At 44.9% G+C, this 13,656-nt stretch carries 12 protein-coding genes and 1 tRNA gene; 11 read left to right on the forward strand and 2 right to left on the reverse strand.

From position 1 onward, the window contains the following. Positions 1-1,272: 1,272 nt before the first annotated feature. Complete coding sequence (locus tag MNV_RS16280) at positions 1,273-1,689, reverse strand: DUF4064 domain-containing protein (protein WP_143311859.1); 417 nt, start codon at positions 1,687-1,689, stop codon at positions 1,273-1,275. Positions 1,690-1,805: 116 nt separating this feature from the next. On the opposite strand from MNV_RS16280, the gene MNV_RS16285 reads away from it, so the two are divergent. The 11 genes from MNV_RS16285 (at position 1,806) to MNV_RS16335 (ending at position 12,584) form a co-directional block, all read left to right on the forward strand. Then, positions 1,806-1,890, forward strand: a tRNA-Leu gene (locus MNV_RS16285). A 75-nt stretch (positions 1,891-1,965) separates the two neighbouring features. Then, positions 1,966-2,565, forward strand: a complete 600-nt coding sequence (locus tag MNV_RS16290; protein ID WP_096206998.1) for a hypothetical protein — start codon at positions 1,966-1,968, stop codon at positions 2,563-2,565. Positions 2,566-2,603: 38 nt separating this feature from the next. Further along, positions 2,604-4,268, forward strand: a complete 1,665-nt coding sequence (locus tag MNV_RS16295; protein WP_096206999.1) for an ATP-dependent DNA ligase — start codon at positions 2,604-2,606, stop codon at positions 4,266-4,268. 116 nt (positions 4,269-4,384) lie between these two features. Then, a complete protein-coding gene (speA, locus tag MNV_RS16300; protein WP_096207000.1) occupies positions 4,385-6,271 on the forward strand; it encodes a biosynthetic arginine decarboxylase in 1,887 nt (628 codons plus the stop codon). Between the two features lie 33 nt (positions 6,272-6,304). Continuing rightward, on the forward strand, positions 6,305-6,841 hold the full coding sequence (locus MNV_RS16305) for a DUF531 domain-containing protein (RefSeq protein WP_096207001.1): 537 nt from the start codon (positions 6,305-6,307) through the stop codon (positions 6,839-6,841). Positions 6,842-7,079: 238 nt separating this feature from the next. After that, complete coding sequence (locus MNV_RS16310; protein WP_096207002.1) at positions 7,080-7,985, forward strand: STAS domain-containing protein; 906 nt, start codon at positions 7,080-7,082, stop codon at positions 7,983-7,985. A gap of 3 nt (positions 7,986-7,988) precedes the next feature. Then, positions 7,989-8,363, forward strand: a complete 375-nt coding sequence (locus MNV_RS16315) for an STAS domain-containing protein (protein WP_096207003.1) — start codon at positions 7,989-7,991, stop codon at positions 8,361-8,363. Then, positions 8,353-8,766, forward strand: coding sequence for an anti-sigma regulatory factor (locus MNV_RS16320; protein ID WP_096207004.1), 414 nt, complete (start codon positions 8,353-8,355; stop codon positions 8,764-8,766). The genes MNV_RS16315 and MNV_RS16320 overlap by 11 nt, the downstream gene beginning before the upstream one ends. Then, the gene (locus MNV_RS16325) at positions 8,756-9,373 is read left to right on the forward strand and encodes a SpoIIE family protein phosphatase (protein WP_096207005.1); all 618 of its coding nucleotides are present in this window, start codon (positions 8,756-8,758) and stop codon (positions 9,371-9,373) included. Before MNV_RS16320 ends, MNV_RS16325 begins: the two co-directional genes overlap by 11 nt. Then, a complete protein-coding gene (locus MNV_RS16330) occupies positions 9,367-11,613 on the forward strand; it encodes a PAS domain S-box protein (RefSeq protein ID WP_096207006.1) in 2,247 nt (748 codons plus the stop codon). Before MNV_RS16325 ends, MNV_RS16330 begins: the two co-directional genes overlap by 7 nt. A 26-nt stretch (positions 11,614-11,639) precedes the next feature. Further along, on the forward strand, positions 11,640-12,584 hold the full coding sequence (locus tag MNV_RS16335) for an NAD-dependent epimerase/dehydratase family protein (RefSeq protein WP_096207007.1): 945 nt from the start codon (positions 11,640-11,642) through the stop codon (positions 12,582-12,584). Between the two features lie 269 nt (positions 12,585-12,853). Here the strand turns inward: MNV_RS16335 and MNV_RS16340 are convergent, their stop codons facing one another. Then, positions 12,854-13,543 carry a thymidylate synthase gene (locus MNV_RS16340; RefSeq protein WP_096207008.1) on the reverse strand — a complete coding sequence of 230 codons (690 nt, stop codon included), beginning with the start codon at positions 13,541-13,543 and terminating at the stop codon, positions 12,854-12,856. Positions 13,544-13,656 lie beyond the last annotated feature (113 nt).

Genomic DNA, 13,656 nt, shown 5'->3' on the forward strand with positions numbered 1-13,656 from the left:
TTTTCGGTTTATTCAGTACTTCCGATCGGTCGTAGTTCCGAATAGCATTCTGAATCATATTTGTATTAACCGAGTTCGAAGTGTTTGAATTCTGCTCTCATTTTATTCTCGTAACTTGCTCAAAAATGCTGCAATTGGAACCAAGCATAGCGATTTATATCCTTCTCTAATGTAAGTCAATATTCCGTCATTGATTGCTGATTTCAGTTCATATACCGTGGTCTTAAGACCTGATTTTAGTAGATTTAATATATTATATAATATACATTGAAACAAGAAAAATAGTACTCTTACTACAGGTGATTTCGAACAAGTCCTTATCTTGAATACGTTTTTCATTTTGTATCCAGTTTCTATATTCCAGCGTTTTTTATATTCTTCTGGAATTATTTTAATAAACTCTGAGGTAGATTTTACTTCCAGATTTGTTGCAAAAAGAAAATATTCGTTGTTTCCTTTATCTTTTTTAGCTTTTGGATCATAATTGAGCCAGTAGCATTCCGATGGATATTCTTTATTTTGTGATTCTTGAAATTATTATGGTATATCTATACAAAAAATTTCTCGTAAATTGTTTGATTTGAATTGCTCTTGAAATTAATACTATTGTAATTAATCAAAGATATATTAGAGCTATAAACACAAAAATAACTCTAATAAAGGCATAATCTAATCGAGCTTGTAGCTATGGAATATAAATACATTTCGGAAACATATATATTATTTTTTAAAACTTATGAGCAATATTGCAAGAAATATGTGCTGTTATAACGAATTTTTTGGAGGAATGGCATTTTATAGATGCCTGTTGGCAATTTAGAGTTATTTTAGCAGGTTTGCCATTGGCTCATCTGTGTCGCATACCTGAATGGTCCGTGCGTTCTTGATAACTCATTCGTTAATCTACAAAAAATCGCCGAATACAAGATAGGTAGATACCTTTTTATATGTATCCACCTATCCGGTATTTCATCCCCTCGCTTATCCTTCAGTCATTTTTTGATTTTTTACGTATCCTTCTGGAAAGAATGCATCTCGCTCATATGGTCAAATACGGAATCTAATGTTCCAAATTCTTGTTTACAGAAAGTGCAGATAAAGGTTCGCGGATAGCCGCAACTCTTAGGTCTCTTACTGATTTTCGTTTAATACCACCTCGATTACTCTATCAATAATATGATAGAATCACCCAATCTTCAGTATGTTTTGTTATTTATAAAGCTGTCGGTTTAAACCGATTTAAAACTATTTTGAATTAAAACTTTAACACCATCAACTATCTCTCAAAGTTTTTATACCGCCAAATAAGATAAGCATAAAAGGTAACAGGAAAGAAAAGCTCGTGGATATAAGACCACCATATGCGCTAATGATCATCAACCATCCTGCTGTTTTTGTTTTTGACCTTACTAATACTGCTCCGATAATCCCGATAATCGAGAAGACCGTTGCAGCATAACCAAGCATAATAAAATCAGATGCTTCGGGTACCTCTGATGCTTCACCTAAACTGCCCATACCTGTTACCAGGAATGCGCCGAAAAGTCCGGATATTCCACCAAGTAAGCTCAATAATAATTCTATAGCTCTTGATTTTCCTTTTTTCGGTTCTATACCCCGATAAGTTCCACATTTCCGGCGGAAAACAGCACCTTCTGTCAGTTCTTGTCCACTTTTATCATAAAACATGATCCTGCCCATTATTGTTTTTTATAATTTGGGCTTGATAAACATTTCGGTTTCTTTTTATAAATACAATTGAACGCCAAAGCTTTATGTAATAAGCATCATTTGAACGCAGGCTTGCGGAGGTCGCCCAGCCCGGTCAAAGGCGCAGGATTTAGGGTCCTGTCTCGCAGGAGTTCGTGGGTTCGAATCCCATCCTCCGCATAATCCATTATGAATTTAAAAAAACCAAAACATTTAAAACATATAAGAACCCTATTTGACACAGGTGAATACCAAATGAACGACAAAGAGACGAAGGTACCAATTTATATTGCAATTATAGTAGCTCTCATCCTTGTTGCCGCTGCCGGCTACTATGTTCTCGGGAAACCAGCCCCAACTCAAGCACAGACTCCAACTGAGACCCCGGTCCGGACAGAGAGCCCTGCAACTACAGTAGCATCGCCAGCGTCGACAGCCTCAACATCCACAACCTCTGCCCCGGCAACACCACAGGCAAGCCCTGTCACGACTATTAAATGCGAATTATGTCATACTAACCCACAGGAACTGAAACCTCACGTCAATGGTGGGAGACTCTGTATAAACTGCCACGGCAGCCAGGTTCACAACATCCATATAGGAGAAAGTACTGTAAATCTGGATTGTAAAACCTGTCACGGCTTCCCGCCAAAGATCCCAACAGTACAGAATGGGACGGGACCCGGCTCATACAGTGTTTGCGAGCAATGCCATGCCCCACCGCCTGACAATACTAAACCAAGCAATGGTAATCTGATATTGATACACCTGTCAAGAGGCAAATACTGTACAAACTGCCATGGTACTGATATCACGTCCATTCATGCAGCAGCGCTTGCTAATGCAACTAAGTAGATAAAAGGGTTTTACACCCTTTTATTCATTCATTTTTGATGACTTCTTTTGAAAAATTCGTGAGCGTCTGTAAAAGGATCGAAAGCATATCAGGCTCTCTTGAGATAACATCCATTGTAGCTCAATTTTTAAAAGAATTGGACGAAGAAGAGCTCGGGATCACAACTTATTTCATAATGGGAAAGGTGTTCCCGGTCTGGGCTGAAGCCGAGCTTGGGATCGGTCCGAACCTGTTATATTCAGCCATATCCAGAACATCCTCTCTTCCTGTTAAGCGCGTGGAAGAACTGATCAAGGAGACCGGAGATGTGGGATTAGCAGCTGAGAAAGCGATCTTATCAGGTAAAAACCACATGAATTTTTTCTCAACCGAAGAGCTTTCTATCCGGGATGTGCATACCCGGTTCCAAAAGATAGCAAGCCTGACAGGCAAGGGGTCCCAGGATGCGAAAATAAAGAACCTGCAATATCTTTTCGGAGCAGCCATGCCGGATGAGAGCGTCTATATTGCGCGCCTGTCGATAGAAGAGTTACGCATAGGCGTTGGCGAAGGGATCGTAAGGGATGCAATAGCACAGGCGTTCAATGTAACTGCGGAACTCATCGAGCGCGGGTACATGCTCACAAATGATTTCGGGCTTGTCGCAATTACCGCGAAAAACGAAGGAACATCCGGTCTTGAGAAGCTGAGCGTTATCCTGGGAAGACCACTTAAGATGATGCTTGCACAGGTAGCCGGAAGTATAAAAGAGGCTGTGGAAGAGATGGGCTCTGTCGCTGTTGAGTGGAAGTTCGATGGTGCGCGCGTCCAGATACATAAAGACGGCGATAAAATTATAATTTATTCACGGAAGCTTGAGAATGTTACCCTATCGTTACCTGATGTTGTAACAGCCGTGAAATCCCATGTTACAGCAAAAAGCGCTATCCTAGATGGCGAGGTCGTTGCCATTGGCAAAGATAACAGACCTCTGGCATTTCAAGAAATACTCCGGCGCTTCAGGCGGAAATACGAAATTTCCGCTACAGCACTTGAAATCCCGCTGTACCTGAACCTTTTCGATGTGCTATATCTGAATGGTGAGAGCCTTATCGATATGCCGCTGAAGCACCGGCGGGAAATGCTTGAAAAAGTTTGTGATAAGGGCATTGTGGCGCGGCAGGCCATCACAGGAGATACCTCTGTTGTGGACTCAATCTATAAAGATGCGCTCGCTGCCGGACATGAAGGCGTCATGTTAAAAAATCCCGGTTCTCTTTATACGCCGGGGAAAAGAGGTAAGAACTGGCTTAAATTAAAGCCCATCATGGAGACGCTTGACCTCGTGGTGATAGGCGGGGAATGGGGGGAAGGAAGAAGGGCGAATTTCATCGGTTCCTATTTACTTGCGTGCCGCGACCCGGATTCGGACAGGCTCCTTTCCATCGGCAGGGTCGCTACCGGTATAACAGACGGGCAGCTTAACGAACTAACAGGTGTTTTCAAAGAACTGATAATCTCAGAAAGCGGTATCCATATCGAATTTGAGCCGAAGGTGGTATTCGAGATAGCTTTTGAGGAAATACAGAAAAGCCCGAATTATGATTCCGGATATGCACTTCGCTTCCCCAGGCTCGTCAATATCAGGAGCGATAAATCGTTAGAGGACGCCGATTCGATTGAAAAGGTTGAACAGCTCTATATCAGACAGAAAGGAAAATGAGAAATAGTAACGGTCTCAGTAAATTCATATTGTAGTATCCGAGAAGGAAAGTTTTAAACCTGAGAAAGTATTGTATTATAGAACTCAAAATTTCGAAGGACGTGAAATTTAATTAAATGTGGAAAATCGAGGACGCTATAGATCTGTATGGTATAGAACGATGGGGCAGCGGCTATTTTTCCTACAATAAGAACGGGAATCTGATAATCAGACCCACAAAAAAAGACGCCCAGACCATCGACCTGAAAAATGTCATCGAACAGCTCAGTACCAAGAAGATCAAGTACCCCATATTGTTCAGGTTCCCGCAGATACTTGAGGGACAGATTAAGGAATTGAACGGGGCGTTTTCCAACTCGATTTCCGAATACAAGTATAATAACACTTATCAGGGAGCATTCCCGATGAAAGTGAACCAGCGAAGGGAAGTGATAGAAGAGATCGTTAAGGCAGGTAAAAAATTCAACCTCGGCCTGGAGGTCGGAACGAAAGCCGAACTTCTTGCAGCGATGTCCTTTGAGCTCGGCTCGGAGGCTCTGTTAATATGCAATGGTTTCAAGGATGATGAATATCTCCGGCTGGCATTGAACGCTGTCAAGCTGAAAAATAAGGTCATCATAGTCATCGATGAGTACAGCGAAACAACAAGGCTGCTGGAACTTTCCAGAAAGCTCGGTGTCAAACCGCTCATCGGGATACGGGTAAAGCTATACTCAAAAGGCAGCGGGAAGTGGGCCGAATCAGGCGGAGAGTCTTCAAAATTCGGTCTTACGACAACAGAGATGCTGGACTGCATCAGGACCGTTTCAGAATACGAAATGCTTGACCAGTTGCAGATGCTTCATTTCCATATCGGCTCGCAGATAACCGAGATCCGGCGGATACAGAAAGCGGTCAAAGAGGCTGCAAGGGTGTATGCCAAAATAAAAAATATGCACGTAAATATCAAGTACTTCAACATAGGAGGCGGTCTTGGCATCGACTATGACGGCAGCAAGACCTCATCCGATGCAAGCGCCAATTACACCATGCAGGAGTATGCCAACAATGTTGTATATTCCCTTAAGGACGTGTGCGATGAAGAAGGCGCCCCCCATCCTATAATCCTTTCGGAAAGCGGCAGGGCGATCAGCGCGTATCATTCGCTTCTTGTGATCAATATCAAAGGGAATAAGAACGGCAATCATAAAAAACCTATCGAACTTCGCGGGGACGAGCCGCATATAATAAAAGAATTGTACGATGGATTGCAGGAAATAAACATTAAAAATTATATAGAATATTATCACGATGCCCTTCAACATCGTGAGGAGTTGCTCTCGCTGTTCAACCTCGGCGAGGTCGAGCTTGAGGACAAATCCAAAGGGGAGGTCCTTTTCATGCAGATATGTGAAAAAGCAGCCGGTTTCGCAAGGGAGACCGAGAACAAGTCCGACGATTTTGATGACCTGAATAAATTGCTGTCAAAAAAATATATAGGCAACTTCTCGACATTCCAGTCGATCCCTGATTTCTGGGCGATAAAGCAGTTGTTCCCCGTCGTGCCGGTCAGCAGAGCCACTGAGAAGCCCAATGAATACGGGACTATTGTGGATATCACATGCGACTCTGACGGCGAGATCGATAAGTTCGTTGACCTGAAGGACGTAAAGGAGATACTTGAACTTCATGAGTTGAACAACGGTTCTTATTATCTGGCAATCCTTCTTCTCGGCGCGTACCAGGATACGATAGGAGATTATCATAACCTGTTCGGCGCTGCTAATGAGGCGCATATTATAGTGGATGACAGCGGCGAGTGGCATATCAAACAGCTCGTAAAGGGCGACAGGAATTGCGATGTGCTTGCTTACGTCAAATATAATTCTGCAGGTCTTTTCTCGATGTTCGAGTCTGAAATAGCGCAGGCTGTAAGGGATAATAAATTATCTAAAACGGATGCCGAAGAGATTTTGAATAATTATAAAGACGCCATGAACCAGTACACGTACCTGGATCTATAAGCGGAAGATTTAGTTTTTTCCATAGCAGAAAATATGCTGACACTCGGGATCGTGAACACATACGATAAGATAAAAGTCCACGAAGCGCATTACCGCAGCATTGCAAGGGCTGCGCCGGTCGCGCACGCTTTCGGGTTCAATCTTGCTCTGTTCGATTACCCGTTCAGGATGGATGCCGAAGAACTCATGAATTTTGTGAAAGATAAAACCACGATCGGCGGTTCGGGAAAATACCTTGGGGAACTTTTCGGAGCAGGCAGGTTCTTTGTTTTTGACCTCCCGGAAAAAGGATTCCAGCCCCAGTTTGGTTCGATCATAGTTACAACATCCCATCCTTTCAAAGAAAAAAACATTCATGTTGATACGCTTGCAAAACTGATCAACAAAAGGAAATCGTTCCTGTTCCTCATCGGGCTAGGGCATAAGGGACTTCCGCAGGAATTATTTGATATGGCACAGCACCATCTCGATATTACTTCCAGGGGAGTTTCTCTTGAGACATGCACAGCGATAGGTGCTGTGCCTGCGGTTATTGCAGGGCGCACGGAACGAATGAAGACCCAGGAATAACCGGATTATCTCTCGCTGCCCGGGAAGATTACATCTGGGCTACGAATTCGTCCAATTTCTTCATTACCTTATTCTCTATTTCGGCTTTCCACCTGTCTTCTCTCGGGTAGGTCTCCATCATACCTGCAAGTTTATCAAGGTCTACGCTTATAATTTATGCCGGAACGTTAACTATTAAAATATCTGCTTGCATAAGCAGGATAATAATTTGATGCTTTAACAGTTAAATGGGAGGACTATGAAACGAGAAAAGAACAACCAATCAACACCGGAATCAGAAGCTGCGCTGCGGCTGGAATTAGTAGAGCATTTCCGTGAAAAGCGAGACCTGTTGCGGCAGCAGTGGGTGCAGCAAATGACTGCCAAGGGATTACTTGCTGGTCTCACCCAAGAAGAAATTGAGACAGAATCAATCACGATTTATGATACTGTTATCGTCTGTCTGGAAACCGGACAGTACGAAGGCGCTCAGACCTATGCCACACGTATGGCTGAACGTGGTGTGCTTCGTGGGATGACGACCGAGCAGATCATTGGTGGCATACTTACTCTGCGCAATGTATACGGGCGCAGCCTGTTTGAGTGGTACCAGCAGGATATGGAGAAGCTGTCAGCGGCATTAGACATCTACGAACCGGTCGCCGATAAGATTATTTCCATAGTTGCACTTGCGTTCGTCGAAGAGCGCGAGAAAGTCGTCCGCCAGCAGCAGGAGGCTATCCGGGAACTCTCAACTCCTGTATTGCAGGTTCGGGATCAATTACTCATCCTTCCTATTATCGGAGTGATCGATACCCATCGTGCCCGTCAAATAACTGAACAATTACTACGTACGATCCGTACCAAACGCGCTAAAGTCGTCGTTATGGATATCACAGGCGTTCCTGCCGTGGATTCAAAGATTGCCGGGCATCTGGTGCAGACGGTGGATGCATCGAAGCTCATGGGCGCAACAGTTATTGTTACAGGTATATCGCCCGAGATCGCCCAGACACTGGTGACCCTTGGTGTGGATATAGCCAAGATGAACACTGTAGGCGACCTGCAGGGCGGCATCGAAGTAGCAAATGGGTTTTTGGGCTACAGGGTTGTCAGAACAGAGCCGGAAACAAGCTTGAATCATCAAGATAAAATGGTGCAATGAACAATGCTGGTTCCAATTCTCAAACAGGGCGATTACCTCATCGCTTCCATTCAGTCAGAGCTGAGTGATGCCGATCTGCTGAAATTACGGGAAGACCTGGTAAGGCGGGTAAGCGATTTCCGCTCACGCGGAGTCATCGTAGATGTTACTGTGCTGGATGTGATGGATTCGTTCGCAACCCGCACCCTGCGCTCCATGGCACACATGATTATGCTGCGCGGGGCAGAAACCGTTATAGTCGGGATACAGCCTGAGGTCGCGTTTTCGATGGTGCAATTGGGGTTGAAGCTTGAAGGCGTAGAGACCGCGCTTGACCTTGAAGAGGGGCTGGCACTCCTTGACCATCGGACAAAAGGAGATAATAAGAGTGCCCGATGAAGTGTGTATCCCTGTTAGTTCCGAGATTGATATCGTCACCGCCCGCCAAAAAGGGCGAGAGCTGTCGGCACGGCTGGGCTTCTCAAACACCGAACTGACCCTTATTGCCACTGCCATCTCCGAGGTAACGCGCAACATCGTGGAATATGCCAAGCGCGGTGAACTCTGTCTGAATATCGTTCAGCAGGGTAATAAACGCGGCATCGTTGTAATTGCCTCCGATAAAGGACCTGGCATTCCCAGTATCAAACTGGCTATGCAGGATGGCTACTCGACCGGGCATAGTCTGGGGCTTGGCCTGCCGGGAGCGAAGCGATTGATGGACGAGTTTGAAATCATCTCCGAAGTCGGCAAAGGAACGAAAGTGACTATGAAGAAATGGGTGCAAAGTAATGTGCGATGAAACTACCGATCCATTACAGCTAATCGAGTGGGGTTATGCAACGATACCATTAAAGGGGCAGGCTGTCTCAGGCGATAGTTATATTATCAAGCCGTTCCCAAATGGTATCCTCATGGCTGTAGTGGATGGGTTAGGACACGGCTACGAAGCGGCAGAAGCTTCAGATATCGCCATTGCCACACTGGATACCTATGCCCACGAACCGGTTATCCCGCTTGTCAGGCGCTGCCATGAGGTATTGAAAGGAACGCGCGGAGTTGTGATGAGCATCGCATCGTTTAGTTCACTGAATAAGGCAATGACCTGGCTGGGGGTTGGCAATATCGAAGGCATACTGCTAAGAGAAGATGTAAACGCAGTCCCTTCGCGAAAGAGCTTACTGCTTCGCGGTGGAGTTTTAGGTTATCAGCTCCCGCCACTAAAGGAGTCCTTAATCCCGGTATTACCAGGTGATACATTGATTTTTGCTACCGACGGCATTCGCAGTGGCTTTGAGAAGGGGATTAAACTGAGCGATAAACCACAGCAAATTGCTAATAGTATCATGGCGCAGTTCAACAGGGGAACGGATGATGCATTGGTTCTGGTCGTGCGATATACATGCTAATAAAGAATGATACTTTGTGCGGATTAGAAAAACAATACTCTTCTGTACTTCAGGATTATCTTGCTGGAAGGGGAGAAACGGCTCTGGAGCATGCGTATGAGCTCGGGCGCAAAGCAATAGCCGACAGGCTGGGCATTCTGGATATGGCAGCGATTCACCAGAGAGCGCTGGTCAGAATATTGCCGCGCACGCTTACACCGCAGGAGAGTTCGGAGACTATAAAGAAAGCAGCGCAGTTCTTTGCTGAGAGCCTGGCACCCTTTGAAATGACGTTTCGCGGGTTCCAGGAATCCATCGCTGAGCTGCACAACCTGAACAGGACGCTGGAACAGTCAGAAATGAAATTCAGGTCTGTGGTCAAGGCAGCTAATGATGCAATTATCTCAGCCGATAGCAATGGGAACATAATTTCATGGAACAGACGCGCACAAACCATTTTTGGTTATACCGAAGAAGAAGCGCTGGGTAAATCTCTTTCCATCCTGATACCTGAACGATGTAGAGCTGCTCTTTCAAGGGAACTGGAGAAGTTCAGAGGAACCGATGAATCTAAATATATTGGAAAAACGCTCGAATTCTATGGACTGAGGAAAGATGGCAGTGAATTTCCAACCGAGATTTCTATAGCCTCATGGAAAACAGGAGAAGGAAAATTTATTACAGGTATCGTTCGCGACATTACCGAACGTAAGAAGGCTGAGCAAGCATTGCGGGAGGCTCATGCATATTCCGAAAGTATTGTAGAAACATTGCGGGAATCTCTTGTTGTCCTGGATCCGCAATTGCGGGTGAAGACAGCGAATAAGACTTTTTACAAGACTTTTAAGGTGTTGCCGGAAGAAACTTTAAACAAATTCATCTACGATATTGGTGACCGCCAATGGGATATTCCAAGACTACGAGAACTGCTGGAAGAAATTATCCCCAGGAACACTCATTTCAGCGATTTTGAGGTTGACTATGAGTTTCCCACCATCGGACGCAGGACAATGATACTTAATGCCCGTCGGCTCCACCAAACAGATGTCGATACACAGTTGATACTCCTCGCTATTGAGGACATAACCGAGAGAAAGAAACTTGAAGCACAGATATTACGTACTCAAAGGATGGAAAGCATAGGCACTCTCGCTGGTGGCATAGCGCATGACCTTAACAATATGATGACACCGATGATGCTGTCCCTGCAAATATTAAAAGAAAAATTCAAAGATGAGCAGAGCCAGAAATTGCTTGCTATCCTTGAACAGAACTCCAAGCGTGCAGCGGAGTTAATAAAACAAGTTCTTTCATTTGCACGGGGGGTAGAAGGTGAACGCAAGCCTCTTCAAGTAACAGATATTGTATCTGAAATCGAAAAGGTCATGAAGGAGACCTTCCCAAGAAATATTGATATCCGGGCTGATTTGCCAGGGGGCCTCTCTACAATATCAGGAGATGTTACGCAACTGCACCAGGTTATAATGAACCTCTGTGTGAATGCACGTGATGCAATGCCGGATGGCGGTATCCTGAGCACCACAGCTTCGAATATTTTTATTGATGAGAACTATGCCCGGATGAATACCGAAGCCAGAGAAGGTCTTTACTGTGTCATCACGGTATCAGATACCGGAACCGGTATCCCCCCCGAAATACTTGACAGGATATTTGAACCGTTTTTCACGACAAAAGAGTTCGGCAAGGGCACGGGACTTGGTCTCTCAACGGCTCATGCTATTGTTAAAAGCCATGGCGGGTTTATTAATGTATATAGCGAGGTTGGAAAAGGAACTACATTTAAGGTATATTTGCCTGCGATCAGGACCGAACTGGAAAAAGTGCAGGAGCATAAGCTTGAGTTGCCTTCCGGGCATGGGGAATTGATCCTAGTTGTTGAAGATGAAGCCTCAATTAGCAAGGTTACATGTTCGACTCTGGAGATGCATGGATATAAAGTGCTTACAGCCGATGATGGCGCACAGGCGGTAGCGTTATACGCTCAAAATAAAGATAAAATCAGTGTTGTTCTTATGGATATAATGATGCCTGTTATGGATGGTCATGCGAGCATTAAAGCGATCCATAGAATCAATCCCGGAGCAAGAATTATCGCAACCAGCGGATTATCCGAGAAAGATAAACTTATGAAAGCTACAGGCACCGATATAAACGCTTTTTTACCAAAGCCTTACACGGCTGAACAATTACTGAAAACTATACACAAAACCTGTTCAAGAAATAAAGATGCGAAACTATAAGTCATAATCTATTTAATTACTATGCTATGAAAAATAAGATTATAGTAACCGGGGGAGCCGGGTTTATCGGAAGCCATATGGTGGACAGGCTGTTATCCGAAGGAAATGAAGTAACCGTTATTGACAATCTCAGCTCGGGAAGAATGGAAGTCCTTGAACACCATACTAAAAATCCCGATTTCAAATTCACAAGGCTTGATATACTTGAGCTTGAAAAGCTTAAAAAAGCAATAGCAGGTGCGGATATGATCTTTCACCTGGCAGCCAATCCCGATGTCCGCCTCGGGGCTGAGAATACAAAGGTACATCTTGAGCAGAACATCATTGCCACTTATAATTTACTTGAAGCTATGCGTATCAATAAGCAGCGCAACATAGTCTTCACATCCACATCGACCGTGTACGGTGAAGCGACCGCTCTTCCCACGCCTGAGGATTACGGTCCCCTGGTACCCATATCCCTGTACGGCGCGTCAAAACTCGCCTGCGAAGCTCTCATAACATCATACTGCCATACTTTTGAAATGAAGTCATGGATTTTCCGGTTCGCAAATATCGTAGGTTCCCGCAGTACGCATGGGATCATTGTGGATTTTGTTAACAAGCTCAGGAACAATCCGGGAACGCTTGAGATCCTGGGTAACGGGCAGCAGCGCAAATCATACCTCCATGTTTCGGACTGTGCGGATGCAATATTGTTCGCCCTGGAGAACAGCCAGGAGATGGCGAATATTTTCAACATCGGCTCAGACGACACGATAAATGCCACAGAGATCGGGCAGATAGTTGTTGAAGAGATGGGATTGGAAAATGTTGAGTTCAGCTACACAGGCGGAACGCGCGGGTGGAAAGGCGATGTGCCAAAGATGCTGCTGTCCGTCGATAAGCTGCGCGCGCTCGGCTGGGAACCTGCCCATAATTCACGAAACAGCGTAGTTGAAGCTGTCAGGAGTACGCTGGAGAGCGGGTAGATGCCGCATTATTCTGTTTGAAATATTGATCCCCTGACTTAATCTCTTTAGTTACAAACAACTAACTGATACGAACTCGTACGAACCCGATAGTTTTCGGGCTGAGTTCATTTAAACTTGTTACAAGATTCAACCACGAGTTCGTTGTGAGTTCGTACCAGTTAGTTGTTAAATATAATTATATTAGTAGCAAAGAGGACATAGAGATTTTCAAATACATCTCTGTATCTTCCGCTCTCCATGGTTTTACCTTTTCGGGTAGTTTCTTCCTAATATCTCATCATCTGCGGGCTTTTCGGCAGCGGCTTCACTTTCGCTGCATCTTCCCAGTCCGCCTCATAGATATGCAGTGCATTGCAGAAATCAACGACCTTGACAAGTTTCAGGTTGTTGGGCTCAAGCAATTCCCTTTTTACCATAGTGAGCAATCCTACCATGTTGCTGTTCCATGCCGCGTAAAGGTCGCGCGAGCGCCACATGCAGTGCATCTCGGCATTCCCTTCTCCCAGGGGGCGGACCCATATTCTCTGGAGACAGGGCTGGTCTTCCTTTACGAACAGGTCGCGCTCGGGTATCCATGTTATTGCCTGGCGCCTGCGCGAAACACCCTGCGGCAGCAGTTCCCTTATTGCTTTTAGCTGGTCAATATCTTTACTGCGGGAGGGATAGTTTATCAGCCTGTCCATGTAATTGTATTCAAACCCCTGCTTTTTCCAGTCATAACCTCTTTCCCATTGTTTCAGGTATTCTTTTACATGCAGCTCTTTCGTGGGGAACTGGGGATGCAGCATAGGTTCAAGATAAGGTTCACGGATCTCGATGACCGAGCAGATGTCCTTTGACATAGGACCGTACTCCGTCTTTATCTCCATTCCGTGTTTTATCACAAAATTCACAGCCTGTGCCCATGCGTCGGCAAGACCGACAGCCTGAATCAGGTTAGTGGGGGGATATTTCATAACTACTGCTCCAATTGCTCCTTCGGTTTTAAAAGTTTATTCGCTATCTATACTTGAGAGCATAGATTAAAGGTTAACGATAGGTTCAGTACTTCCGATCGGTCGTAGTTCCG

The organism is Candidatus Methanoperedens nitratireducens, assembly GCF_900196725.1.
Taxonomy (GTDB): Archaea; Halobacteriota; Methanosarcinia; order Methanosarcinales; family Methanoperedenaceae; genus Methanoperedens; species Methanoperedens nitroreducens_A.